Genomic DNA, 26,240 nt, shown 5'->3' on the forward strand with positions numbered 1-26,240 from the left:
CTGCCCCGCCGCACCGGAGCCCGCCGCGACGCGCCGTGGGGTTGCACCGGACCGTGCGGGCGGTCCGGCGGCGGCGCGGTCGGGGCGGACTCGACGCGGTCGGGGTGCGGAGGCGTGGTCGTGCGCGGAGGCGTGGTCGTGCGCGGAGGCGTGGTCGTGCGCGGAGGAGTGGTCGTGCGCGGAGGCGTGGTAGACGGCGCGAGCCGGTGCGGCGCGCGGCTCGGTGATGGCGGAGCGGCGGCGCGGTGGCACGGTCGAACTAGGCTCGACGGGTGCACGTTCGCGCCTTCCACCTCGAGTCCGTCGACGTCGACGACCCCCGTGCCGTCGAACTGCGTGGCATCCTCGACGAGGATCTCGACGAGCGATACCGCGAGGCCGACGCCGACGACACCCCCGAGGTCGCCGCGAAGCGCGCCGCCGCGTTGGCCGTGCACCCCGAGCAGGTCGTGGCGACCCTGATCGCCGTGGATGCCGACGGCTCCCCGCTCGGGCATGTGATGCTGCGACGAATGGGAGCTCAAGCGCCTCATCGTGGTCGAGGCCGCGCGCCGCCGCGGCGTGGGACGCGCGCTCACCGCCGAGGTCGTCGACCTCGCGCGTCGCGGAGGCGCGGGCCGCGTGATCCTGCAGAGCGGTCGGATGCAACCCGAGTCCCTGCGCATGTACGCCGCCTCGGGCTTCACGCCGATCCCCGTGTACGAGCCGTACGTGGAGACGATGCCGCGCTCGCTGTGCTTCGAGTACGTGTTCTGAGCCGTGCGCATCCCCCAGCGCGGTGAGCCTGTCCCCGCTCGCGTCCGCCCGCTCCGCCGCTGACGACGCGTCGGGCGGTCAGAGCCGGTCGCACGCAGCGCCGGCCGCGGTGAGGACGGCGCGCAAGGCCGGATCACTTGCGGAGATCATCCGCGGGTGGGCACCCCAGCGGAAGACCCCGTCAGCCGCATCGCCCCAGCTCGGCTCGCTCGACGGTCGTCCACCCCGCGCGAACGAGCCCCACGCCGCGGCCATGCGCGACGAAAGCCCCGCCGAGGTCGACGCCGTCGACGTGCCGAAGACCATCGGCAGATCGCCGGAGTGCCCCGCATCGACGCCGGTGAGCCCGGCGGGATCGAAGTCGTAGACGAAGGTCTCGGCAGTGCCGCGCGCCGCCCTGCGCGCCGCGACGACCCTGTCGACGGGCGACCTGTACATCACCTCGGAGAGCACCGCCTCCCGCAGCTCCCGCAGCTCGGGGCGCCGACCCCGGTCGACGCGGTACGCGGCCGCGAGCTCGTCGATCGATGCCGACGGCGCGATCCTCTCCAGCAGGGCGGCGAGGGCGGCGCCCTCCGCGACGCCCCCTGACATCCACGGAAGGGCCTCACGACGCGCGGATCCGATCAACAACGGGAGACCGGCACCGGCGCCCGCGGCGAGGGCCTCCAGCGGGCGCTCGTGCAGAAGGCGCCCGTCGATGACGGGCCGGAAGGGGAGCGCGTCGATCGGAGCCGCCGCCGAGAACCGATCGATGACCCGCGTCTGCGCCCGGACGATCGCTGCGACGGGCAGGTCCGCCGCCTCGCGGATCGACTCGACGCCGGCGGCGGCGAGGAACGCGTCGCGGATGCGCGCCGCCTGCGGGAGGGACATCGCCCGCTCCGCCGTGCAGCTGTGCGCGATGGCGCGGTGGAACAGCCCCTCGCCGGCCGAGGTGCTGAGGTGCGCGAGCACGTCGACGCCACCCGCGGACTGGCCCATGAGGGTCACCGCCGACGCGTCGCCGCCGAACTCCGCGATGTGAGCCTGCACCCAACGCAGGGCCGCGAGCTGATCGTGCAGCGCGGCGTTCGCGGCATCCTGTCCCTCCTCCGTCCCGTCACCGAGGAGGTGTCCGAGGGCGCCGAGCCGGTACTGCATCGCCACGACGACCAGCCCCTGCGTCGCAGCCAGACGGGAGCCGTCTGTGACGGGGTCGTCGACGCCACCACTCACATGGGCGCCGCCGTGGATCCAGACCAGGACGGGTGCGGCCGTCGCCCCGAGCGGTGCCCAGACCGTGAGATGCAGGCAGTCCTCTGAGCCCTCGATGCCGGGCTGAGGCGCTCGGGCGCCGAGCCGGTCCGGCCCGAGGGACTCCGGAACGGGAGGCCCGAAGCGCTGTGCGCGGGCGTATCGGATGCCGTGGACCACGCGCACGGGGGCCTCGGCGCCGTCGGCGCTCAGGTCGCCACCGCGCGCTGCAGCATCGTGCGATAGTAGCCCTCGGTCGCGGCGAGCGCCTCGTGATCGCCCTGCTGGATGATGCGGCCGGCGTCGAGGACGACGATGCGGTCGGCCGCCCGGATGGTCGACAGGCGGTGGGCGACGATGAGCGTCGTCCGACCGGCGCGGAGGGTCGCGAGCGCATCGTTCACGGCCGCCTCGGACTCGCCGTCGAGGGCAGCCGTCGCCTCGTCGAGCAACAGAATGCGAGGATCGCGGGCGAGCGCACGGGCGATGGCGAGCCGCTGCCGCTGTCCGCCGGAAAGGCTCGCCCCGCGCTCGCCGACGACGGAGTCCAACCCCTCGGGGAGCTGACGCACGAAGGACTGCGCATTCGCCCCCGCGAGTGCACTCCAGACCGCGTCGTCGTCGAGATCGGGCAGGCCGTAGGCGACGTTCTCGCGGATCGACGCGTCGAAGAGCACGGGCTCCTGCGGTACGACGGACACGAATCGTCGATACGTCCGCCGGTCGATGTCGCCGAGATCGTGCCCGTCGATCGACACCCGCCCGTGATCAGGACTGAGGAGTCCGAGGGAGAGGTGCAGGAGCGTCGACTTGCCCGACCCCGACGGGCCGATGAACGCCACCGTCTCCCCCGCCGTGACCGTGAGATCGACGTCGCGCAGGACGGGCTCCCGGGCGTATGCGAAGGTCACCTCGTCGAAGCGGATCTCGCCGGACACCCTCGACAGGGCCGGCTTGCCCTCGTTCTGCTCGACCTCGTCGGCCGTGAGCAGCTCCTGCATCGATGAGATGGACTCCCGCCCCCGCGTGAGCAGAGGAGCGAGCTGGAAGACGGCGACGGTGGTCGCGGTGAGCAGCCCGAAGTAGCTGCTCAACAGGATGACATCGCCCGCCGACACCGTGACGATCCCGGTGAGAGCGCCGAGTACCGCCCCGAACAGACACGCGAGGCTGAGGATCTGGAAGCTCGCCCAGGACATCGCGCCGAAGCGCCCGTTGATGCGGTCGAGGTCGAAGCCCGCCGCCCGCACGTGCTCGGCGCTCGAGGTGACCCGCTCCACGGCGACGGCCTCGAGCCCGTGGGCCCGCGTCACGGAGAGCAGCGACCCCATCTCGCTGATGCGTGTGGAGAAGCGCTCGACCTCGCGGCGGAAGCGTTCGTTGGCCGCCGACGTCCGCGAACGCAGCCAGCGGATGAGCATCACGGCGAGGGGCACGGCGACGGCGAAGAACACCAGGAACGCGGGGGCACGCACGCCCATCGTCACGCTGGCGCCGACGAGGACCGTGACCGCCGTGAGAACCGGCCCGAAACTCTGCTGGAGCATGAGCTCGACGTTCTCGACGTCACGCACCAGCTTGGTCTGCGCGAGCGCGCTCGCTGAGCGCGAGTGGTAGCTGAGCGACAGGATCTGCAGTCGCTGGGTCAGGCTCCGACGAAGGTCTGCGCCGAGTCCGCGGACGGCGGCGAAGTACGCCCGGACGTAGACGGCATTGGCGGTCACGTTGACGACGACGACCGTCGCGGCCAGGAGCGCCCATGGCAGGAGCGCCGTCGGCGCGGCGTCCGCGATGAGGGCGTCGATGACCTCCGCCGTCACGATGGGCAGGACCCACAGCGGACTGTCCTTGACGATGAAGGCCAGGGCCGCGATCGCGATGCGCGGGCGGTGCGGTCGGAGGAACGGGCGAAGCGAGCGAGCAGCGGTCACGGCGCTGCAGACGTGCGCTCCGCGTCACCGACGCGCAGAGCCAGGGCGGCCGCCCCGAGCAGAGGCCCTTCGTCGCCCAGGCCCGATCGGGCGACGCGCACGCGCGCGGCGTAGGAGAAGAGGACGTTCTCCGCGACCGAGCGTCGCACGAGGTCGACGTAGTCCTCGCGCACACGGGAGAATCCCCCGCCGATCGCGACCGCCTCGAGGTCGAGCAACGTGGCGACACTCGCGACGGCCTGACCCACGAGGTGGGCCGAGCGCCGTGTCGCCCGCTCGGCGACGGGATCGCCGCGCAGCACGTCGCGCGCGAGGTCCTCCCCACTCGTGCCGTCCCATCCGCGTTCTCTCGCCCAGCGGACTGCGGCAGGACCGGATGCCACGGCCTCGAGCGTGCTGTCCTCGACGGCGCAGCGCGACTCCCCGGTGTGCACGTGGATCTGTCCGACATGGCCGGCGTTGCCCGATGCCCCCGCGAGAGGCGTGCCGTCGGCGATGACCCCACCGCCGACGCCCGTCGACACGACCATGCTCATCGACACGCGGCTCCCGCGGGTCGCGCCCAGCCACTCCTCCGCCACTGCGATGCACGTGCCGTCGAGCCGGAGCACCGTGAGAACGCCCGCGGCATCCTCGACGATCTCGCGGACAGGCAGTCCACGCAGCAGTGGCAGATTGTGCGGGCTCACGGTCCCGGTCGACAGGTCCACAGGACCGGCCGAACCGATGCCCGCCGCAACCACGCCCTCCGGCGCTGCTCGGAGGGTCTGGGCGACGCTGTCGCGAAGCGCGGCCACGACCTCGTCGCGGTCACGGCTGCGGCCGGTCGCCCGCCGCGAGCGGGAGCCCACGACGATACGGCCCGCCGCGTCGACGATCGCCGTCTCGAGTTTGGTGCCGCCGATGTCGACGGCGAGGACGAAGGGTGCGTGCATGAGTCTTCCCTCGGGCGATGGGGAGGGGCGGTCCCCTCCCCATCGGCGATCAGTTCCAGTCGGCGACGAGCTGGTTCGATGTGCGGAGGACGTCGGGGGCGCAGAAGCGCTCCGGGTCCGCGTCCTCCTCGCTCCGCACCCGGAAGGTCACCGACTCGCCCGGTAGCAGGGTGACGAGCATGTCGTCGACGACGGCATCCGGATCGACCTTGTCGACCAGCAGCGCGAGGTCGCGCACGAGATTCCCGGCCTCGACCGTCACCTCGTACCCGGTTGCCACCCGACGAGCGCTCGTGGTGAGCTCTGCGCGGGCGAGCGCGGAGTCGCGATGCTCGGCGAAGAACCAGAAGCCGCGGACGCCCTCCGACTCCACCACGATCAGCTCGCTCGCCGCATCGGCGGGCGTGGCCACCGCCTCGGGGAGCGCGAACGTGCGCGCACCGCGGGCATCGATGTCGGTCGCGAGCAGCGCCTCGGCCAGCACCGTCCCGTCGAAGGACAGGCGGCGTGCGAGGAGCGGTCCCGTCCACCCCGCGGGGGCGTCGTTGACCGCGATAGCGGCGAGTCCGCCCCCACGGGGCTGGATCGTGAGCAGCCGGTCGGCGTAGACGTGCTTGAGCGCGTAGAGCAGCGGCTTGGCGTGTCCGTAGCCGTCGACGGCTGCCCACGAGGTCACCGGCCAGCAGTCGTTGAGCTGCCACACGACCGATCCCATGCAGCGCGGCGACTCGGAGCGCATGTGCTCGATGCCCACCGTCACCGCCAGCGCCTGGTTCAGCGACATGGCCCAATGCCAGTCCTCGGTGTCGTCGGGGAGGGGGAGGTGAGCGACGAGACCGTCGGTGAGCTTGTCGTTGCCGTCCATCGCCTTCTGGTGGTGGAACATGCCCGGAGACTCGGGCGTGAGCGGAGAATCCGAGATCGCCCGGGTGATCGTCGACCACGTCGCCGGCCCCTGCCATCCGAATTCGGCGACGAAACGCGCATGAACGTCGCGATAGGTCGGGTAGTCGACACGGTTCCAGTGCTCCCAGAGGTGGACGGACCCGTGCTCGGGATCGTTCGCGAAGATGTCCGCATCACCCGACCAGGGGCTCGCCGGCGTGTACGACCGCGAAGGGTCGAGCTCGGCGACGAGGCGCGGGAGAAGGTCGAGGTAGTAGCCGAGCCCCCAGGTCCGCCCCTGCAGACGCTTCGCCCAGCCCCACTCCTCGTAGCCCCAGACGTTCTCGTTGTTGCCGTTCCACAGCGCCAGACTCGGGTGCGGCATGATGCGCGTGATGTTGTCACGGGCCTCGGCCTCCACCTCCGACCACAGCGGCTCTTCCTCGGCGTAGCTGGCGCATGCGAAGAGGAAGTCCTGCCAGACGAGGATGCCGCGTTCGTCGCACAGGTCGTAGAAGTCATCCGACTCGTAGTAGCCGCCGCCCCAGATGCGCAGCAGGTTCATGTTCGCGAACTCCGCCTGGTCGAGACGGTGCGAGAGTCGCTCGCGGGTCACACGCGTGACGAACGCGTCGTCGGGGATCCAGTTGGCCCCGCGGATCCACACCGGCTCGCCGTTGACGACGAAGCGGAAGGAGGTCCCTTCCTCGTCTCGATCGAGCTGGACGTCGATCGTGCGGAAGCCGATCCGATGCGTACGCTCCGCCAGGACGTCGCCATCGCGCTCCAGGGAAACGGCGAGGTCGTAGAGCGGCTGCTCGCCGAACCCGCGCGGCCACCAGAGGGCGACGTCGGCGACACGCAGCTCGGCGACGCCCGTGGACGCCCCCGCCGCGAGCTCGATCCGCGCCTCGCTGCCGTCGGCGAGGGAGATCGAGACGGAGTAGTCCGCGTCGTCGGCGCGCTCGATGTCGACGTGGACCGCGACGACGCCGTCCGAGCCGTCGACGCTGACGACCGGTCGCGTCGCCGCGAGCCGTGCCCCCGACCACGCCTCGAGGCGCGCGGGCTTCCAGATGCCCGACGACGCGGCATCCAATCCCCAGTCCCAGCCGAAGTTGCAGGCGGCCTTGCGGATGGCGTTGAACGGGTGGAAATAGGTGTGCGGGCGGTAGCCGATCTCGAGGCTCGCTCGGTCGGCCTCGGCAACAGGCGACGCGAACGTCACCACGAGCTCGTTCTCGCCATCGCGGAGGGCGTCGTCGACCGAGAACCGGTACGTGCGGTGCTGGTTGCGCGTGCGCCCGAGGCTGCGCCCGTTCAGCACCACCTCGGCGAAGGTGTCGAGGCCGTCGAACACGAGGTCGTGACGGTCGTGGCCATCGGGGGCGTAGTCGAAGCGGGTCGCGTACTCCCAGGCGCTCTGGCCGATCCACGTCACCGTGGTCTCGTTGCGGTCGAGGTAGGGGTCGAGGATCAGGCCCGCGTCGAGAAGAGCGACGTGCACGAGTCCGGGAACGGCCGCGGGAACCGTCTGCCCGGCGATCCCGGCGGGGACCGGACCGTCGAGGGCCCGCAGGCTCCACACCTCGGGAAGGGCCGTGGTGCGGGCGGCGGCAGGGCGAGCGGTGGTGACGTCGGTCATTTGGTGGCTCCAGAGGTGAGTCCGTTGTAGATGAATCGCTGCAGGAAGAGGAAGGCGAGGAGGGTGGGGACGATGACGAGGATGGTGCCGGCGGCGATGACCTCCCACTGCGAGCCGAAGGGCCCCATGAAGCGGAACAGCGACGTCGAGATCACGCCGAGGTCCCTCGACGGCATATAGAGGAACGGGATGTAGAACTCGTTGTAGACCGCGATGCCCTTGATGATCACCACCGTCGCGATGGCGGGCTTGAGCAGCGGCAGGATGATGCGCCAGTACACGGTGAAGCGATTGGCTCCGTCGATCATCGCGGCCTCGTCGAGGGCGACGGGGATGTTCTGCATGAACTGCAGGAAGATGTAGATCGCGATGATGTCGGTGCCGGTGAAGAGCACGATCGCCGCCCACCGGGTGTTGAACAGGTCGAGAGCGCTGATCACCTGGAAGGTCGCGACCTGGGTCGTGATCGAGGGCACGAGGGTGGCGAGCAGGAACACACCGGTCACGAGCGCCCGTCCGCGGAAACGGAACCGGTCCACCGCGTAGGCCGTCATCGTGCCGATGAGGATCGTGCCCGTGATCGAGACCACGAGGATGATCGCGGTGTTCACGAACCCGGTCAGCATCCCGCCCTGCGTGAAGGCGATGACGAAGTTGTCGAGGTTGAACCAGTTCGACGGCGGATCGAGCGGACCCGTCGTGCGGTACTCCTCCGGTGTCTTGAACGCCAGCGCGAAGATCGTGACGATCGGCAGCAGCGCGAACAGGCACGCGATCACGAGCGCGGCGTACTTCAGCACCGTCGCGATCCATCCGAGATCGGCGCGGCGCCGGTGGGGTCGCGCAGGCGGGACCGTCGTGGGCCGCGTCGGCGTGGGGGCGGGGGTGAGGGTGCCGGTCATTGCACGCTCGCTTTCTCGTCGGGGAAGAACCGTCGCTGCACCGCGGTGATGAGCAGCACGATCGCCAGCAGGACGACCGCCATCGCCGAGGCCAGACCCACCTGCGCGTAGCGGAACGCGGTGTCGACGGTCTGGATGACGAAGGTCTCGGAGCCGTTGGCGCCGCCGGTCATGATGTACGGCATCTCGAAGGCCGAGAGGGCGCCCGACACCGCGAGGATGAGCGACAGGCCCAGGATGCGACGGATGCTGGGGAGGATGATGAAGCGGAACTTCTGCCACGAGTTCGCGCCGTCGAGATCGGCCGCCTCGTACTGCTCCGCGGGCACCGACTGGATCGCGCCGAGGAAGAGCACAAAGTTCAATCCCATGTAGCGCCACACCGACGTCGCCGCGAGCGACACGTTGACGATCGAGGGGTCGCCGAGCCACTGCGGCGGGTCGACGACGCCGAACGCCGCGAGGACGCTGTCGAGCGTCCCGCCGGGTCGGAAGAAGAACAGGAACATCAGACCGATCGCGACCCCGTTGATGAGGTACGGGAAGAAGATGACGCCCTTGAAGAAGTTCTTGAAGCGGGTGCGGAAGCTGAGCAGCACGGCGAACAGCAGCGCCAGTCCGAGCTGGGCGATCGCTCCGACCAGATAGAACAGGCTCACCGCGAACACCTGGAAGTACTCGGGACGCGTGAAGATCTGCACGTAGTTGTCGAGGCCGACGAAGTTCTGCTGCGGGTCGAGCCCGTCCCAGTCGGTGACGCTGTACCAGAAGGAGTTCGCGACGGGCACGTAGGTGAACAGGACCAGGAAGCCCAGGGGGACGATCAGGAACAGCCAGGGGGTGAGCCGCCAGCCGCGCGCGGCGGATCGACGGGGGCCCGCGCGACGAAGGCGTCGGCGGGCGGGAACGGTTTCGAGGGGGGTGCCTTCGGCGAGCGCCATCGCGCGCTCCTTTCCATCAGGGGGTGATGCGGGGCGGACTCGGGCGTCCGCCCCGCATCAGGAGCGTCACTGGGTGTCGGCGACCGCCTGGCCCCAGCGCGAGTTGAGATCGGCGAAGAACGACTGCTCGTCGCCGTCGCGCGCGCCGCGGGCGGTGTCGATGAGCTCCTGCCGGTACTTCTCTCCGAAGAGAGTGATCTCCGCCGCGTTCGCGATGTCGGTGATCAGGCTCTCCTTCCCCTGCGGGCGCGGGTCGAGCTCGATGTACTGCACGCCCAGGTCGGTGAAGTCGGAGAGCGTCGCGGGAGCGTCGTCGGCCTTCAGCGGGCTGATCGCGCCCTGGCTCTCGGCGAAGCCGGACTCGTTCTCGAACCAGTCGACCCAGGCTTTGGCTGCGGGCTTGTTCTCCGAGAACTTGCTCACGGCGAGCAGCTTGTCGGTCGCCGTGACCGAGGTGAACTGACCGTCGGTCTGCCACGGCATGGGCCAGAAGCCGATGGTGTCGCGCGACTTCCCAGCGGCCTCCGCGGCATCCTGCATCTGCGACACCGCCCACGACCCGAGGATCATGGAGCCGATCTGCCCGTTCGCCAGGAGGGTCTTCGACTCCTCCCAGTTCGTGGTCGTCGGGTCGGCCTCGCTCAGCCCGGCGGCGACGGTGTCGTAGAGGAGCCCGTCGATCTCGGCGATGTCGGTCCCCGAGGTCCACGGCGCGTCGTCGGTGGTCATGTCGTTCAGCGCGGACGCGCCCGTGACGCCGCCGATGTTGCCGGCGAGAGACGACAGGGGCCAGCCGTCCTTGTAGTTGGTGTAGTACGGGGTGACGCCCGTGTCCTTGATCTTCTGCAGGTCGGCGAGGTATTCCTCCGCCGTCGCCGGCGGGGTCGTGATGCCGGCCGCGGTCCACACGTCGCGGTTGAAGACGTAGCCCATGGCGGAGCCGAACGTCGACAGACCGTAGACCGTGCCGTCGTAGGCGCCGTCGTTGGTGAAGCGGTACGTCTGCGACAGCTCCTGCTCGTCGCCGAGCGGCTCGAAGAACTGCGGGTACTGGTCCCGCGTGACGTTCGAGGTGGGGATGAGCAGCACGTCGCCGTAGTCGCGCGAGTTGAGGCGGATGCGGACATCGCCCTCGTAATCGGTGAGCGCTTCGAATTTCACCTGCACATCGGGGTAGGTCTTCTGGAATTCGGTGACGTAGTCCTTCAGGACGGTGTCGACGATGTCCGTGCGGTTGGTGAGCACGGTGATCTCGCCGGACGGGTTCTCGTCGCTGCTGGTCGATCCGCCGCCGCCGGAGCAGCCGGACAGGGCGAGGGCGGCCACGGTGGCCAGGCCCGCGACGGTGATGACATGCCTTTTCATGGGTTCTCCTTCGGGGTGGTGCGGCGGCGGCATCGCCGCCGCACCGGGGGTGTGTGACTCAGGAACGGGTGCGCCGACGGCGATGGATGACACCGACGACACCGGCGAGCAGGAGCAGACCGCCGAGCAACGCCGCGCCGACGGGGGCGGCCGCGCCCGTTGTGGCGAGCGGTCCGGAGGCCCCCGGGGCGACCGGGATGCCGGGGGTCGGCGAGACGGCGGGGGCCGGCGTCGGCTCCGGGGCGGCGGTGGCTCTGGGAGACGGGTCCGGGCCGGACGTCGGTTCGGGCTCCGGGGTGGGCTCGGGCACGGCGGCGGGGGCGAGGGCGACGATGTCGTCGACGGTCAGTTCACCCTGCGCGGTGCCCGCGACGTAGAGGGCGAACTGGGTGACCGACGACAGGTCGAGACGGGACTCCCCCGCCCACGCCGGCGGTGCGAAGCGATCGAAGGGCAGTTCGACCCGGTGGGCTCCGGCCTCTTCGACCGGCACCTGCGCCTCCCAGTAGCCCCCGGCCGCGACGAACTGCACGGTCGCCGTCGTCCCGGCGGGGGCGTCGAGGGTGAGCCCCACTCCCGCGTAGCCGAACCAGCTGACCGGCTCCGGCAGGGTCCGCACGACTCCCGCATAACCCGGGGAGCCCAGGTCGTAGGTGAACCGTCCCGCGTGGTCGCCGTCCTCTGCGACGAGCGAGGGGACGACCTCTCCGCCACCGGTGTTGCGCACCCATGCCGTCGACACCGCCGTGTCATCGGCGTAGGACTCGAAGTCGTCGACGACGAGATCGCTCGTCGGGCGCGCCGCCGAGGTGAAGCTCCAGGTCGGCGAGGACGACATGCCCAGACCGTTGACCGCCTCGACGCGCCAGTAGTAGGTCGTCTCGGCATCCAGATCGATCGCGGGACGCCACGACGAGCCCCTCAGCCCGGTCTCCGCAGCGACGACGGCCTTCAGGTCGGGGTCGGTCGCGAGGGTGAAGCGATAGTAGGCGGCATCCTGTGCCGGCGCCCACTGGAACGTGGGCGTCGCGCGCACGTCGGTGGCCCCGTCGACGGGTGCCTGCGCGGTGACGGCACCCGGCGCACCGAGCTCGGGGGCGTTCGACGAGAAGAGCGACACCTCCGACAGCTGCGGCGTCCACACCTCTCCGGTCGCACCGTCCCACGAGACGCGGAGCTGGTTCACGCCCCGGAGGTCGCGCAGCCGGTAGACGTAGCGTTTCCAGTTGCCGTCACCACCGTCGACGGTCGGCTCGAGTGTGCGCCATTGCCGGCCGTCGGCCGAACCCGACAGGGTGAGGGGGATCACCGGCTGGTCGGGCCAGTAGTAGGCGACGAGGTCGACGCCCGAGATGTCGTCGTAGGCCCAGGTCACCGATTCGTCGCCGTCGGCCGCATCGCGCTTCAGCCGGGACGAGTCACCGGAGAACGAGCCCGGATTGCCGGTGTCGAACGACAGGCTGCCGCTGTGCGCGGTCGTGCGGCTGAAGTCGTCCAGCGGATCGAACAGGGCGACCCGCGGGGTCTCGTTCGTCACGGTCGCCCGTTCCAGCACCGCTCCCCGCGCCCACGAGACGCGGACGTACTCGCCCCACAGATCGGATGCCACGACCTCGGTCGCTCCGTCGACGGGGCGCGTCGTGGTCGTCACCGGGGTCCAGGTCGACCCGTCGAGACTCACACCGACCTCGGCCCCGTCCGCCTCGCTGAGCCGGAAGACGGCCGTGCGCACACCCGCGGCACGCCAGGTCGCCGTCGCGGTCGCGTCGGTCGCCCGCGCCCCCTCGGGGGCGATCAGGTCGGCACCGCCGTGGTCTGCCGTGAGCCGCCAGTCCGACAGGGGGTCGACGGTCACCGTCGCGCCCGCGGCACTCACGGCCTCCGAGGCGGTGGAGTCGCCCTGCGCGGACTCCGCCACGACACGGTAGACGGCGGTCGGTGGCGAGTCGAGATCGGTCACCGGCGAGGCCGCGGCCCCGACGGGGTCGGCTGTCAGGTCGCTCCAGTCGCCTCCCGCGACGCTGCGCTGGATGCGGTAGCCCTGCGCGCCCGCCGACCCGCGCCAGGCGATCCGGTTGATCGCGTTGGTCTGCTCGATCGAGACGATGAGCGGCTCGTCGGGAGCACCTTCTCCCGTGGGCAGGCCGAGATCGCGGCCGTAGGCGCCGATCGCCTCGACCGACTGCCGCATGCGGTCGGTGTCGCCCGGGTAGTGCAGGGTGAAGCCGTCGTCGTGGGGGACGAGACCGCCCCGGTCGTTGTTGCCGAACAGCGACCAGAAGAACATGCCCGAGACGTTCTCGTCCGCGGCGGCGGTGTCCAAGAGTTCGCTCGACGCGGCCGTCGAGGCGTATTCGCCGGCGATGTAGACCTTGCCGGCGGCGGCGACGGACGCGGCATCCGCCGTCACCTTCTCGACCGTGGGCGGGTAGTAGTGCACGTCGACGATGTCGAGGTCGGGCGCGGCGAGGGTGTCGGGGTCGATGTCGAAGCGACGGCCGGCAGCGACCAGCTGCTGAGGCGCGCGCTCCGAGATGAAGTCCACCTGCGCGTTGATCCAGTCGAGCGTCATGCCCTCGAGTTCGTTTCCGAGCTCCCAGGCGAGCACGGTGGGATCGTCGACGTACTTCACGCCGGTCAGCGCATTGGTGCGCGAGAGGATCACGTCGACGTACTGCTGATAGGCCGAGACCGCCTCAGGGGCGGTGTAGAAGTCGTCGGACTCCAACCCCAGCGGCGTCGTGAAGTCGCGGTGCCCGCCGTGGTAATAGCTCCACTCGTCGGTCAGCGGCAGGATCAGGCGGATGCCGAGGCTTCCGGCGTACGCGACGGCGAAGTCGATCGTCTGGAACGCCGCGTCGTTGTATTCGCCGAGGCGCGGCATGATCGCGAGCGGGTTGGCGTCGTCCTGGCCGGTCGAGGTCATCATGTGCGAGCGCACGACGTTGACACCCATCCGGTGCGCGGTGTCGAGCGCGTCCTTGATGCGGAAGTACGTGGGGTAGTCCACGCCGCCGACGTTCTCGTCGAGGCCGAGCCAGTAGATGTTCGTCCCGCTCGCGCGGAACGTCTCACCGTCGAGCGTGAGTCGGGAGCCGTCGCGCTCCACGAACGACGTGTTCTGCGACACGAGGGGAAGAGCGGATGCCGTCGATGCGGCCGAGACGGCGGGGGCGGCCCACAGCGAGGCGGCGATCACCGTTGCGCTGAGGCTCGCGGCGACGACACCGCGGACGGGGGTACGGGGATGGATCAACGACCAGGCTCCTTCGACCGGCGGACGGGGTTTCGCCGTGCGGCGATGAACCCAGCATCCGCGAGCAGCCGGAGCAGGTCAAGAGGTTAGATAAATAATTTATGTAACGGCTTCGTCACGGTTGGAGCTGCGTCGGACCCGCAGGGCGGCGTCGGCGGCGTGGCGAACATCGGCAGGCGCCCCCGCCACGACGTCGAGCATCGCCCGCCCGATGAGACGGCCGACGGCACGCGTGTCGCGGGCGATCGCGCTGAGCGGTGGGGTCGAGAGCTGCGCCTGGGTGGAGTCGTCCCAGGCGATGATCGCGAGCCCGTCCGGCACCTCGACGCCCGCGGCCGCCGACGCGTCGAGACCACCGAGCGCCATGAGATCGCTGTCGTAGACCGCGGCGGTGATGCCGGGGTGTGCCGCCAGGGCGGCGCTCGTCGCGGCTTCGCCCGAGGCGCGGGAGTAGTCCCCCGTCGCCGTCCGGGCGACGACGCCCCCCTCCGCGCAGCACTGCTCGAACGCACGGCGCCGCGAGAGGGAGTGGCGGATGTGGGTCGGCCCCCCTACGTGCAGGATCTCGGCATGCCCCTGCTCCACGAGGTATTGCGCAGCCAAGCGCATCGCGGCGTCGTCGTCGGTCCACACGGTCATGAGATTCTCCGCGACCGGAGGCCCCACCACGACCGCGGGGAGCTCGAGATCGATGACGAGCGCCGGGCGCGTGTCATCCTCGTCGATGTCCACGAGTAGGACACCCGTCACGTCGGAGGACCCGGCCCACGCCCGGTACAACCGTTCCTCTTCCGCGCGGGTGGCGAGCACGCGCAACAGCACCGGATACCCCTCGGGGAGCGTCACCTCCTCGATCCCGACGATGAGGTCGTGGAAGTACGGCTCCGCGCCGAGGATCTCGGCGTCGCGCACGAGCGCGATGCCGATGGGGGGTCGCATGTGCGTCACGGGTACGATCCTCTCGGGGTTCATCCAGGCCCTGCGTAATCTACCCAGCGCCGCGGGAGGCGAGACGATGGCACGGCCGCAGGCGACCCCGGAGTCCCCCGGCAGCCGCGCACTCGTGGTCGACCTCATCCGCTCGGCCGGGCCCATCAGCCGCACGGAGCTGACGACGGCGACCGGCCTGACGCAGCCCGCGATCTCGCTCATCGTGCGCAAGCTCCTCGACGACGAGGTCATCGTCGAAGCCGGCACCGTACCGTCGACCGGCGGCAAGCCGCGTCGTCTCCTCGACATCAACCGGCGAGCACGCCACGGTGTCGGCGTGCAGCTCGGCTTCGAATCGGTCACCCTCGTCGCCACTGACACCAACGGCGGCGTGGTGGCCCGCGAGCGTCTCCCCGGCGCCGGTACCGACGCTCCCGCCGACGTGATCACGCGGCTCTCGCAGGCACTGCACCGGTTCATGTCGACGGCAGACATCCCTGCCACGAGCGTCGCAGGCGTTGCCGTCGTGCTCCCGGGCCCGATGCGCTCCGGGCCCGGCACCACCATCGAGGCACCCACCCTCCCGCACTGGCGCGACGTGTCCCTGCGGTCGGAGTTCGAGACCGCTCTGCGGATGCCGGTGCTCGTCGACAACGACGCCAGCGCGGCCGCGCTGGGCGAGTTCTGGAGCCGCGGGGTCTCGCGATACCGCACGTTCGCGTGCATATACATCGGCTCGGGCATCGGTGCCGGGGTGGTCAGCGACGGCGCGCTGTTCCGCGGAGCCAGCTCGAACGCCGCCGAGCTCGGCCACATCACCGTCGATCCACGGGGCCCGGAGTGCTTCTGCGGCAACAGCGGATGCCTCGAGGTCGTCGCCGCCCCCCGGGTCGCAGTCGCTCTCGCGCTGGCGGATGCCGAGACCGCCCGCTCGCTCGATCTCGACCCGCAGGCGACGGTCGCGCAGAACTGGGAACTGCTCTCGCGCGCCGCCGTCGAACAGCACCCTGCCGCAGCTCCCCTCGTGATCGAGAGCGGCCGCGCCGTCGCAGGTGCCGCTCTGACCCTCACCAACCTCTTCGATCTCGACGAGATCGTGCTGTCGGGGCCGGGCGTCGCCACCGCGGGCTCGATCTACGTCCGCGAAGTGCGCGCCGCCCTGGGACGCGCCTTCGCGCGGAAAGCGCACCCGACGACGGTGGAGCTGTCCATCAACCCGACGGATTCCGCCGCGATCGGCGCCGCGGCTCTCACCCTGCAGGGGCAGCTGACCCCCGGTCACGGCCCGGCGCTGGCTTTCGCCGGACCGTGACCTCGGATCAGGGCAGTCCGACCTCGCCCTGATTGAGCACCCGCGGGTGGAAGTACGCCGCCTGGATCTCGGCATTCGTATTGTTCTGGCGCAGTTGCTCCGACCAGATCATGAAGTATGTCCATCGCGTCTGCGAGGTGAGCAGACTCGCCGTCGGCGCCTTGCCCATCTCGGCGATCGCGATGGGCTTGCCGCCCGCGATGTTCTGCATCTGCGTGTAGTCGCTTGAGCTGGGGAAGCTCTTGTACCAGACGTCGAGAGAGGCGACGTCGACGTACGACGACCCGGGGTAGTAGCTCGCCCAGTTCGCCGTGGGGTTGTCCTGGACGTTCCACACCCACACCAGGTTGGTCAGGCCCTGCGCGTCGAAGTAGTCCTTCATCTGCTGGTAGATCTTCGCGCTGCCGTTGACGCCGGGGCGCCCACCCCACCAGTTCCACGTCTCGTTCATCTCGTGGAACGGACGGAACAGCACGGGCACCCCGGCATCCCGCAGTTGGCGCAGATAAGGCACGACCTCGGCCATCCGCTGGCGCCAGGTGGTGTTCAGAGCGGTCCCCCCGGTGATGATCTGCTGGAACTGGGCATCCGAGATCGCGCTCTTCACCCCGCCGTCGAAGGCGCAGGTGCTGGGTCCCGTCGGCGGACAGGCGTGCCAGGCGATCGTCACGAGCGAGCCGTTGCGCCACTCCGTTTTGGCTTGATCGACGACGCGCTGACGGTTGGCGGCGTCGGCCGCGGTGAAGAACAGGTCGCCGCCCCACAGCCCCGGGTACTGCCCGGTGATGTCCTTCACCTGCTGCGTGTACTGCGCCGGCTGCGACGCGGGTTCCTTGTTGTGCTGGCCCGAGACGATGCCGTTCCCGGTGAGGGAGGTGAGGTACTGGATGACGCTCGCCCGCGTGGAGGGCTGGAAGGCCTCCGCGGCGGTGGGCGGTGGGACGACGGTCGCCGCGCATACGGCGGCCACCGCCAATCCGAGGATCCCGAGCGTTCGCGTTCGTTTCATGGGCGGAGCCCCTCTCTTCGTCGAGGGCTCCAGCATGGCGGCTCGGACCGCCGCGCGCCACACTTTTATAAATATCTTATTTTACGTGCCCACCACCCGGAACGCCCCCGCCGCCACCGCCGCACCGAGCGCCGCGGCGACGAGCAGCGCCGATCCCCCGACGGCGACGGCATCCCGGGCCGAGAGGGTCGAAGGACGCGCCCACGTGCGCTCGACGTCGGCGCCGAAGCCCCGGGCCTCCATCGCCGTGGCGAGCTTCGTTCCGCGGCGCACCGCGAACACGAGCAGCACGAACGCCATCGAGAAGAACCGTCGCAGCGCGCCGCGATCGCCGAGGCCGCGCGCGCGCCGGGCGAGACCCATCGTGCGCCAGTCGTCGACGAAGAGCCCCACCGTCCGGGCCCCCGCGAGCACCCCGAGCACGAACCGGCTGGGGAGCTTGGCCACCTGCGCGAGCGCGTCGGCGAGCGCGGTGGGGTCGGTGCGGGCGAACAGCAGGATCATCGGCAGCGCCAGCACGATCACACGCAGCAGCACCGCGACGCTGAGGGCGATCGAGGCGTCGCTCACGGTGGCGAAGAGGAAGGTGCCATAGACGGTTCCCTCCGGCCGCGCGTACAGCAGCATGCTGATCGCCGCGACGGGGGCGAACACCAGCACGGGGACGAGTCGTCGGAGGACGACCGCGTACGACAGTCCGGTCAGCGGCACGCACAGCAGCTCGAGCACGAGGGCGGTGCTCGCACTCACCGCGTCGAGCGTCACCAGAAGCGGCACGGCCAGCACCACGGCCATCAGCACCTTCGCGACCGGATTGACCCCGTCGAGCCACGCGGCGCCCTCCCGGACCTCCTCGGCCTGAGCGACGCGGCTCACCGGGCACCGCCGGACGTGCGGAGGGCATCGACGCACCGCACCTCGGGCGGGCGAGGAACGCCGGTCATGCGGCATCCCCCATCTCGATCCGGTGCTGGCCGAGGTGGCGCACCACGTCGGCGTCGTGGGTGACGGCGACGACCGTGCGTCCGCGCGCGATCTCGCGCTGCAGCAGGGCGACGAGCTCGGTCCACCCGCGGCGGTCCTGACCGAAGGTCGGCTCGTCGAGCACGATCACCTCGGGAGAGGCGGCGAGCACGGTCGCCACTGACAGGCGCCGCTTCTGTCCGCCCGAGAGCGTGAAGGGGTTCGCCAGGGCGAGGGATGCCAGGTCCAACCGCTCCAACAGCTCGTCGACGATCACGGCGACCTCGGCCGCCGATCGCTTCAGCGCGCGCGGGGCGACGGCGAGCTCGTCACGCAGGGTCGAGGCGAGGAACTGGTGCTCGGGCTCCTGGAAGACCGTGCCGATGCGCGTCAGCAGCTCGGTCGAGCGCCAGCGCGACGGGCGGGTGATCCCCCGCGCGGCGAGCGACGGCGCCGCGACCACTTCGCCGGCGAGCTCGGGCAGGAGCCCGGCGAGCGTCAGCGCCAGCGTCGACTTGCCGATGCCGTTGGGTCCCGTGACGACGGTGCCGGCCCCGGGCGGGATGACGATCTCGAACCCGGATGCCACGACCGCGCGCCTCTCGCGCCCGATCGACAGTCCGCGGGTCGAGAGCACGGCATCCGTCCCTCCGACCGCGGGGAGCTCGGGGAGGTCGACCGGGCGTCCCGGAACCCACACCCCCGCGGCGGCGAGAGCGTCGCCGTGCTCGGCGAAGACGCGGGCGGGGGGACCGTCGGCCAGCACCCCGCCGCCCGGCGCGAGCACCACGACACGTGTCATGAGGTCGGCCCACACGGCGGTGCGGTGCTCGATCAGCACGAGGGTCGTCCCCTCGCCCTCCACCACCTGTTCGACGGCGGCGCGCACCTCGGCGACGCCCACCGGGTCGAGGTTGGCCGTGGGCTCGTCGAGCAGCAGCAGTCCGGGCCGCATCGCGAGCACTCCGGCGAGTGCCAAACGTTGCTTCTGCCCGCCCGAGAGCGCCTTCGTCGGACGCTCGAGCGGCACCGCCAGACCCACGGATGCCACGGCCTCGGCGACCCTCGCCGGGATCTCGGCCGCGGGGACGCCCAGGTTCTCGCAGCCGAAGGCGACGTCGTCGCCGACCTTCGACAGGACGATGCCCGACTCGGGATCCTGCAGCACGAGCCCGATCCGTCCGCGCTGAGCCTCGGGCGCCTGCCCGTCGACGAGGATGCGACCCGTCGTCTCGCCCTCGTCGCTACCGCCGAGAAGACCTGCCAAGCCGGCGAGCAGCGTCGACTTGCCGGCGCCCGAGGCGCCGAGCAGCAGCACCCTCTCGCCCGGCTCGATCCTCAGGTCGACCTCGCTCGTCGCGGGAAGGCGACGGCCGGCGTAGCGCCAGCCCCACCCCTCGACGTCGACGCGTGCGGGATGCGCCATCAGACGTCGCGGCGTGCTTCCCGCCCCGCGGCGAACCGGCTGAGCGCACCCGTCGCGGCGAGGGCGCGCACGAGCAGCCATCCGACGAGACCCGCCAGCAGCGCACCCGAGACGACCAGCGTCCCGAGGTAGATGAGGTTGAACTCGATGGTGCGCTCGATGTTGGCCGAGAGGAACAGCTCGTTCACCCACGCGCCGATGCCGGCGCCGACGCCCGCGAGCATCGCGACGGGCAGGGTGAAGCGCAGGTAGAGGAACGCCAGGAAGATCAGCTCGGCACCCAGGCCCTGAGCGAGGCCCGAGACCACGGTCGTGATGCCCCACACGTTGCCGATCAGGGCGGACACGATCGCGGCGATCACCTCGACGAGCAGTGCCGCCCCGGGCTTGCGGATGATGAGGCCGCCGATCACGCCGCCGATCAGCCAGATGCCGACGGCGATGCCTCCGAGGCCGGGGGTCAGACCGTCCATCGCGGCGAACCAGAGACCCCCGACGGTGTTCCAGCCCCAGAACACCAGGCCGACGGCGACGCCGAGGACGGCGGCGACGACGATGTCGACGACGCGCCAGCGGAAGCGGTTCGCGGTGAGCGCGGCCGAGGCGGGGGCCGTGCGGGCGGACGTGGACGTGTGCATGTGATCTCCTCCCTGCGCCGGCATGATCCGGATCAGGTTCGACGGTCGAAGCGTGGATTCGCTTCCTCTCAGCCCGGCTCACCGGACTCCCGTGGTTGTGCTGAAGAGTATAGACAGGCGGCCGGGGTAGCGTGGGCGGGTGCACGAGCAGATCCCGGCCTCGAGGCGCGCGGCGCGCGACCCGGCCGAGGCGTCGCTCGAGAACTCGACGGACGCCGAGACGTCCGCGATCGACGAGATATCCGCGACCGACGCCGCGGAGCCGGATGCCGAGGGGTCGGCATCCCTTCCCGCTCCTTCCGCTGCGCCCGTCGCGTCGTCGGCTGCGCCTGCGGCGCCCGCGCCCGCCGCGGATGCGCCGGCTTCCGCTCCGGCTTCCGCTCCGGCTTCCGCTCCGGCGTCCGCCGCCCCGGCATCCCTCCCCGCCGCCGATGCCCCGACGCCCGCCCCGGTGCTCCTCGGCGCGCTCGCGTGGGTCGATCCGGGCGAGGCGTCGGCGCCGCGGCCGTCGCCGACCTTCGTCGTGTCGGGGGCCACGAGTCGGCAGACCGATCTGCTCTCCGGCGTGCGGCGCCGACGGCTGCGGCCGGCGACGGTCGTGCCTCCGGTGCTGCTCGTGCTCATGCTCGCCGCATACGTCGCCACGACCCTGCTGTGGCCGCTGAACGCCGTGCAGCCCACGACCCGCGCGGTCGCGGTGGAGCCCGCGGCGGCCCCCGCGGCCCAACCCGCGTGGCCCGCCGACGGAGAAGCGGCGATCGCGATCGACGGCGTGCCCGGCACCCTGTCGTCGGCGGCGAGCGCACCCGAATCCATCGCGAGCATCACGAAGGTGGTCACCGCGCTCGTCGTGCTCGACCGCCTCCCCCTCGCGCCCGGCGAGCAGGGCAAGTCGTACGCCTTCACCCAGGCCGACAGCGCCGACTACTGGCAGTACCGCGCTCGCGGCGAGTCCTCCCTCGACGTCCCCGTCGACGGGAGCCTCACCCAGCTGCAGATGCTGCAGGGCATGCTCATCGCCTCCGCGAACAACTACGCCCAGCGTCTGGCATCCGACCTCTTCGGCACGGATGCCGCGTTCTCGGACGCCGCGAACGCGTACCTCGCCGAGCGGGGCATCGACGGGATCACCATCGTCAATCCCACGGGCATCGAGGCGGGCAACACCGCCACGCCCGCGGCCCTCATCGCGCTCGCCGAACGGGCGCTCGCCAACCCCGTGATCGCGGAGATCGTGCGCACCCCCGAGCTGACCCTCCCGGGGGCCGGCACCTTCAAGAACGGCAATGCGCTCCTCGGCGACCCCGGAGTGGTGGGCGTCAAGACCGGCACCCTCGACGCGTGGAACCTGCTCACCGCGAAAGACATCACGGTCGCCGGGACGACGGTCCGGGCCTACGCGGCGGTGCTCGGTCAGCCCGGACCCGACACGCGCAACCAGGCCACGCGCGACCTGTTCGCGCGCCTCGAGGAGGAGCTGCAGCCGAGTCCGTCCGTGACCGCGGGAACCGTCGTGGGCAAGGTCGAGACGCTGTGGAGCGACGACATCGATCTGGTGACCGCTTCCGACGCGACCGTCGTGCTGTGGAACGGCGCCAGCGCGCAGACCTCCACGCGCTTCGATCTCGGCGATTCGCGCGGCACGGGAGAGACGGTCGGAACCTTCACCGCGACAGGGCCGGTCGACGCGTCCACGGTCGACGTGCAGCTCGCCGCCGAGATCGAGCCGCCGAGCCCGTGGTGGCGCCTGACCCATCCGCTCGATCTCTTCGGGGTAAACGACTGACGCATGAAATTCTCCCTGGATGCCGAGTCCCCCACCCCGCCGTTCGAACAGGTGCGGGCGCAGGTGATCGCCGCGATCGATGACGGATCGCTGGTCGCGGGCACGCGCCTGCCGCCCGTGCGCACTCTCGCCACCGAGCTGAACCTGGCCGCCAACACCGTGGCCCGGGCATACCGCGAGCTCGAGGAGGCCGGCTACGTCGAGACCCGCGGTCGCGCCGGCACGATCGTGCGCGGAGGCGACGCGGCGGCGTCGCGCGCGGCGCAGGCGGCGAAGACGTACGCGGATACGGTCCGGAGCCTGGGCGTTCCTCCGGCGGACGCGGTGGCCCTGGTGCGGGCGGCCCTCGGCGAGGGGTAAGGGCGCGGGCTTCGGAGAGGGCTGAACGGGCGGCAGGGCGAGACGCCGCCGGGCGGTGGGCGGGCGGTGTCCGGGAAGCCGGGGTGACAGAGCGCAAGGTGATCGAGGCTGTCGGGCGGCGGAGCACCCGGCGGTCGAGGAGCCGGGCGGATCGTCCGGCGGCCTGAGAGCGGAGTGGGCGAAGCGAGCCGAGAAGCCGGATGGCGACCCCTCCTCCCCAGCCACCCGCACGCGCGATCCATCCACAGAAAGCGTTCCTGGCCGGGGGTAATGTCGGAGGTCGCCGATAGCATGCACACATGCACGATGAGACCTCCCCCTCGACACCGGACGGCCCGGCGCGGCCCCTGTCCGCGGTGCTCGACGAGGTCGTGCGCACCGGAAAGACCCTGGCGGCCGCCGAAGCGGCCCGCACACGCGCCCTCGCTGAAGCCGGTCACCTCGCGCTCGATGTGATGGCCGGTCAGCGCGCCACGTCGCGTGCCGCCGAGATAGCACTCCGCGAGGTGGCATCCGAGCTCGCCGCGGCCGAAGGCCTCTCCGACCGGTCGGTCCAACGGCAGATCGCCCGCGCGATGGCCATGGTCGACGACTACCCGGCAACCCTCTCCGCGTGGGAAGCGGGCGAGATCAGCCGCACTCACGCGCACGTCATCGCCGACATCGGCGAGGCCCTCCCTCCCGCGGTGCGCGACGAGTTCGATCGTCTCGCCGTCTCGCTCGCGCCCGGTCTCAGTCCGGGGCGTCTGCGCTCCCGCCTTTCCGTCGCCGCCGAACGCCTGCACGCCACGACACTCACCGAACGCCACGCCCGCGGCCGCGAGACCCGCTGCGTACGTGTCGTCACGGGTGTCGATGGCATGTCCGACCTCGTGGCGACGCTCCCCACCGTCCTGGCCGTGGGCATCTACGACCGGCTCACCCAGCAAGCCCGTGCCCTCGTCGACCACCGCGCAGGGTCGGCTCTCGGTCTCGCCGATCCGACACCGGACGACCGCGCGCTCGTGGTCCCGGGAGCCTGTGGGGCGAGCCCGAGCGATGGGGTGGCTGCGTCCGATGGCACTCTCGACGGCGGCAGGCGCATGCTCGTCGCGGCCCTTGCGGAGGGGGCAGCCACAGGCCTCGGCACCGCGATCGACGGCTCCGCAGCCCCCGGCACCACGGGCTCTCGCGTGGTCGACCCCGTCGCCGCCACTGCCGCCGCCCCCGTTTCGATCATGGCCTCGGACGAACGCACCACCGCGCAGCTGCGCGCCGACATCTTCGCCGATCTCCTCCTCACCGCCGCGCCCGACGCCGACCCCACCCGCACCGACGACGGACCCGGAACCCTCGGCGCCATCCGCGCCCGGGTACAGGTCGTGGTACCCGCCCTCAGCATCCTCGACCCCGCCACCGAGAACACCGACCCAGCCGATCTGGTCGGACACGGCCCCGTCGACGCGCACACCGCCCGCGCCCTCGCGGAGTCCACCACCACCCCGTGGGACCGCGTGGTCACGCACCCCGTCAGCGGCGCTGTTCTCCACACCGACACCTACCACCGCACGTCGGCGATCGACCGTCACCTCCGCGCGCGCGACCGCCACTGCCGGTGGCCCGGATGCATCGTGCCCGCCATCCGCTGCGAGATCGACCACACTCTCGACCACGCTCTGGGCGGTCCCACGGCGGTCACCAACCTCGCGGCCCTCTGCCAACGCCATCACACGCAGAAGCAGTTCACTCGCTGGAAGGTGAGGCAACTCCCCGGCGGAGTGCTCGAGTGGACCTCGCCCACCGGCCGCATGTACAGCGACGAACCCCTGCCCTACTCCCCCGCGGTCCGCTTCCTCCCCGACGACCTCGCCCCTCCCGATCCACACGACGCTCCTCCCCCGTTCTGACGGCTGCGCGCACGGTCCGGCGACACCATCGCCCCGCCGCCGGACCTACGCGCGCGCCGGCGACACGACCGCACGGCCCATCGACGGCGGCGACGACGACGACGACGACGACGTAGCCTCCTTCCATGCCCCTCGCCCTCGTCACCGGCGCCGCGCGCGCGAACAGCATCGCTGCCGGGGTCATCCCCCGCCTGGAAGCCGACGGGTGGGACGTCGTGACCAGCGAGATCGACTCCGGCGACTATCCGTGCGACCTCGCCAGCCCCACGGCGCCCCCGCAGCTCGTCGAGCGCGTGTCGAACGAACGCGGGCCGATTCACGCCCTCGTGCTGAGCCACGCGCACGGGATCGAGTCGGGCATCCTCGACACCACCGCGGAGAGCTTCGATCGCCACATCGCGGTCAACGCGCGCGCGACTCTGCTGATGATCGCCGCGTTCGCCCGACAGGTCGATGAGACGGGAGGGGCGATCGTCGCATTCACCAGCGATCACACCACCGGCAACCTCCCCTACGGCGTCTCGAAAGGCGCGCTCGACCGCATCGTCATCTCGGCCGCACGGGAGCTCGGGCCTCGGGGCATCTCCGCCAACGTCGTGAATCCCGGGCCGATCGACACCGGATGGATGGATGACGACACCCGCGACGCGCTCGCCGGACACCACCCGCTCGGCCGCTTCGGCACACCTCGCGACATCGCGGGAGTGACGGCGTTCCTGCTGTCCGACGCGGGCCGATGGATCAGCGGTCAGCTCCTTCACACCGACGGCGGGTTCTCGGCCCGGTTCTGACGTTCGCGGGGGCCCACGCAGGGAAACCGTCGAACGCGCCCACCCTGACCCGCGACGCCACGGCCGACGCCGCACCCGAGACCTGCTCCGGCCCGGCATCGACCCGCGCTGCGACCGGCCGCAGCTCCCTGGCAGAGCGCGCCCGAGACTTGCTCCGGCCCGGCATCGACCCTCGCTGCGAGCGACCGCGGCTCCGTGGCGCAGCGCACCTGAGGCCTGCTCCGGCTCGACATCGACCCTCGCGGCGAGCGACCGCAGCTCCCCGGCACAGCGCGCCTCCGACCCTCGCTCCGACCAACCGCAGCTCCCTGGCACAGCGCGCCCACGACCCTCGCGCGCGCTGTGCTAGCGTCGCCCGCAGTGACACGGGGTGCCCGCGAGGGCTGAGAACACACCCGTCGAACCTGATCTAGTTCGTACTAGCGAAGGGATGTCGCGAATGGTCGTTCGCACGTCGTCGTCTCCGTCCACCCCCGCCGAATGCCTCGAGGCCCTCCGCCGGGCCGCTCCGCTCACGCAGTGCATCACGAACACGGTGGTGACCAACTTCACCGCCAACGCTCTGCTCGCTCTCGGAGCCGCCCCTGCGATGTGCGACATCCCCGGCGAAGCCGGGCTCTTCGCCTCAATCGCGGGCGGAGTGCTGGTCAATCTCGGAACCCCCACCGCCGAACAACGCGATGCCGCCCGCGAGGCTGTGGGCGCCGGAACCCCGTGGGTGCTCGACCCCGTCGCCGTCGGCGCACTGCCGGTGCGCACCGCCCTCGCACGCGACCTGCTCGCCGCCCGGCCGACGATCATCCGCGGCAACGCCTCCGAGATCCTCGCCCTGGCCGGTGCGGGTGCCGGCGGCCGCGGGGTCGACGCAACCGACACCCCCGACGACGCCCTCGAGGCCGCCCGCGCCCTCGCCCGCGAAACCGGGGCGATCGTCGCCGTGTCGGGCGAGACCGACCTCATCGTGGATGCCGACCGCACGGCGCGCGTGACCGGCGGCAGCGCCCTGCTCACCCGCGTCACCGGCGGCGGCTGCGCCCTCGGGGCCGCGATGGCGGCCTTCGCCGCGGTGACCGAGCCGTTCGAAGCGGCGATCGCCGCGAGCGCCGTGTGGGCCATCGCGTCGGAGCGGGCGGCATCCGTCTCCCGAGGTCCCGGCTCCTTCGCCGTCGCCTTCCTCGACGAGCTCGCGAGACTCGAGCCGTCCGACCTGCACGCGGTCGCCGTCGAAACGGAACGAACCACGACGGTACGAACGGAGACGGAACGCATCGATACGGAACGCATCGA

Annotated in this window: 19 protein-coding genes, 1 pseudogene and 2 riboswitches; of the genes and pseudogenes, 7 read left to right on the forward strand and 13 right to left on the reverse strand. The window is 71.2% G+C overall.

Annotated elements, in window-relative coordinates:
* Positions 1-534: 534 nt before the first annotated feature.
* Positions 535-756, forward strand: a complete 222-nt coding sequence (locus tag RWH44_RS05425) for a GNAT family N-acetyltransferase (protein ID WP_316003779.1) — start codon at positions 535-537, stop codon at positions 754-756.
* A 78-nt stretch (positions 757-834) separates the two neighbouring features.
* On the opposite strand, the gene RWH44_RS05430 is transcribed toward RWH44_RS05425, so the two are convergent.
* The 9 genes from RWH44_RS05430 to RWH44_RS05470 form a co-directional block, all read right to left on the reverse strand.
* The gene (locus tag RWH44_RS05430) at positions 835-2,178 is read right to left on the reverse strand and encodes a carboxylesterase family protein (protein ID WP_316003780.1); all 1,344 of its coding nucleotides are present in this window, start codon (positions 2,176-2,178) and stop codon (positions 835-837) included.
* 23 nt (positions 2,179-2,201) lie between these two features.
* Positions 2,202-3,923: an ABC transporter ATP-binding protein gene (locus RWH44_RS05435; RefSeq protein ID WP_316003781.1), complete on the reverse strand. Its 1,722-nt coding sequence runs from the start codon at positions 3,921-3,923 to the stop codon at positions 2,202-2,204.
* A complete protein-coding gene (locus RWH44_RS05440) occupies positions 3,920-4,858 on the reverse strand; it encodes an ROK family protein (protein ID WP_316003782.1) in 939 nt (312 codons plus the stop codon). Before RWH44_RS05440 ends, RWH44_RS05435 begins: the two co-directional genes overlap by 4 nt.
* A gap of 49 nt (positions 4,859-4,907) precedes the next feature.
* The gene (locus RWH44_RS05445) at positions 4,908-7,388 is read right to left on the reverse strand and encodes a glycoside hydrolase family 2 protein (RefSeq protein ID WP_316003783.1); all 2,481 of its coding nucleotides are present in this window, start codon (positions 7,386-7,388) and stop codon (positions 4,908-4,910) included.
* Entirely contained in the window at positions 7,385-8,290 is a 906-nt protein-coding gene (locus RWH44_RS05450; RefSeq protein ID WP_316003784.1) for a carbohydrate ABC transporter permease, read from the reverse strand. Before RWH44_RS05450 ends, RWH44_RS05445 begins: the two co-directional genes overlap by 4 nt.
* On the reverse strand, positions 8,287-9,231 hold the full coding sequence (locus RWH44_RS05455; protein ID WP_298876300.1) for a carbohydrate ABC transporter permease: 945 nt from the start codon (positions 9,229-9,231) through the stop codon (positions 8,287-8,289). Before RWH44_RS05455 ends, RWH44_RS05450 begins: the two co-directional genes overlap by 4 nt.
* 66 nt (positions 9,232-9,297) lie before the next feature.
* Positions 9,298-10,596 carry an ABC transporter substrate-binding protein gene (locus tag RWH44_RS05460; RefSeq protein ID WP_298876303.1) on the reverse strand — a complete coding sequence of 433 codons (1,299 nt, stop codon included), beginning with the start codon at positions 10,594-10,596 and terminating at the stop codon, positions 9,298-9,300.
* Positions 10,597-10,654: 58 nt separating this feature from the next.
* The gene (locus RWH44_RS05465; RefSeq protein ID WP_316003785.1) at positions 10,655-13,852 is read right to left on the reverse strand and encodes a cellulase family glycosylhydrolase; all 3,198 of its coding nucleotides are present in this window, start codon (positions 13,850-13,852) and stop codon (positions 10,655-10,657) included.
* 99 nt (positions 13,853-13,951) lie between these two features.
* Positions 13,952-14,791: a LacI family DNA-binding transcriptional regulator gene (locus tag RWH44_RS05470; protein WP_298877092.1), complete on the reverse strand. Its 840-nt coding sequence runs from the start codon at positions 14,789-14,791 to the stop codon at positions 13,952-13,954.
* On the opposite strand from RWH44_RS05470, the gene RWH44_RS05475 reads away from it, so the two are divergent.
* A complete protein-coding gene (locus tag RWH44_RS05475) occupies positions 14,790-16,094 on the forward strand; it encodes an ROK family transcriptional regulator (RefSeq protein ID WP_316003786.1) in 1,305 nt (434 codons plus the stop codon). The two genes, RWH44_RS05470 and RWH44_RS05475, sit on opposite strands and share 2 nt — an antisense overlap.
* A 7-nt stretch (positions 16,095-16,101) precedes the next feature.
* Here the strand turns inward: RWH44_RS05475 and RWH44_RS05480 are convergent, their stop codons facing one another.
* From RWH44_RS05480 to RWH44_RS05495, 4 genes are all read right to left on the reverse strand, one after another.
* On the reverse strand, positions 16,102-17,103 hold the full coding sequence (locus RWH44_RS05480; protein ID WP_316003787.1) for a glycoside hydrolase family 26 protein: 1,002 nt from the start codon (positions 17,101-17,103) through the stop codon (positions 16,102-16,104).
* An 81-nt stretch (positions 17,104-17,184) separates the two neighbouring features.
* On the reverse strand, positions 17,185-17,979 hold the full coding sequence (locus RWH44_RS05485; protein WP_316003788.1) for an energy-coupling factor transporter transmembrane component T family protein: 795 nt from the start codon (positions 17,977-17,979) through the stop codon (positions 17,185-17,187).
* Positions 17,980-18,043: 64 nt separating this feature from the next.
* Positions 18,044-19,492 (reverse strand): ABC transporter ATP-binding protein, encoded by a 1,449-nt coding sequence (locus RWH44_RS05490; protein WP_316003789.1) that lies wholly within the window; start codon positions 19,490-19,492, stop codon positions 18,044-18,046.
* The gene (locus RWH44_RS05495) at positions 19,492-20,130 is read right to left on the reverse strand and encodes an ECF transporter S component (RefSeq protein ID WP_316003790.1); all 639 of its coding nucleotides are present in this window, start codon (positions 20,128-20,130) and stop codon (positions 19,492-19,494) included. The genes RWH44_RS05490 and RWH44_RS05495 overlap by 1 nt, the downstream gene beginning before the upstream one ends.
* A riboswitch (TPP riboswitch) is annotated at positions 20,123-20,233 on the reverse strand. (Overlaps the previous gene by 8 nt.)
* A gap of 36 nt (positions 20,234-20,269) precedes the next feature.
* Here RWH44_RS05495 and RWH44_RS05500 point away from each other — a divergent pair.
* The 5 genes and pseudogenes from RWH44_RS05500 to thiM form a co-directional block, all read left to right on the forward strand.
* Complete coding sequence (locus RWH44_RS05500; protein WP_316003791.1) at positions 20,270-21,916, forward strand: D-alanyl-D-alanine carboxypeptidase family protein; 1,647 nt, start codon at positions 20,270-20,272, stop codon at positions 21,914-21,916.
* A 3-nt stretch (positions 21,917-21,919) separates the two neighbouring features.
* Positions 21,920-22,276, forward strand: a complete 357-nt coding sequence (locus tag RWH44_RS05505; protein ID WP_316003792.1) for a GntR family transcriptional regulator — start codon at positions 21,920-21,922, stop codon at positions 22,274-22,276.
* Positions 22,277-22,575: 299 nt separating this feature from the next.
* Positions 22,576-24,162, forward strand: a complete 1,587-nt coding sequence (locus tag RWH44_RS05510) for an HNH endonuclease signature motif containing protein (RefSeq protein WP_316003793.1) — start codon at positions 22,576-22,578, stop codon at positions 24,160-24,162.
* Positions 24,163-24,287: 125 nt separating this feature from the next.
* Complete coding sequence (locus tag RWH44_RS05515; RefSeq protein ID WP_316003794.1) at positions 24,288-24,953, forward strand: SDR family oxidoreductase; 666 nt, start codon at positions 24,288-24,290, stop codon at positions 24,951-24,953.
* A gap of 356 nt (positions 24,954-25,309) precedes the next feature.
* Positions 25,310-25,401: riboswitch (TPP riboswitch) on the forward strand.
* Positions 25,393-26,163: pseudogene (gene thiM, locus RWH44_RS05520) on the forward strand (hydroxyethylthiazole kinase); the annotation flags it as partial. Its footprint overlaps the riboswitch before it by 9 nt.
* Positions 26,164-26,240: the final 77 nt, after the last annotated feature.

Origin of the sequence: Microbacterium phycohabitans (assembly GCF_032464935.1) — a bacterium.
In the GTDB taxonomy this organism is placed as follows: domain Bacteria; phylum Actinomycetota; class Actinomycetes; order Actinomycetales; family Microbacteriaceae; genus Microbacterium; species Microbacterium phycohabitans.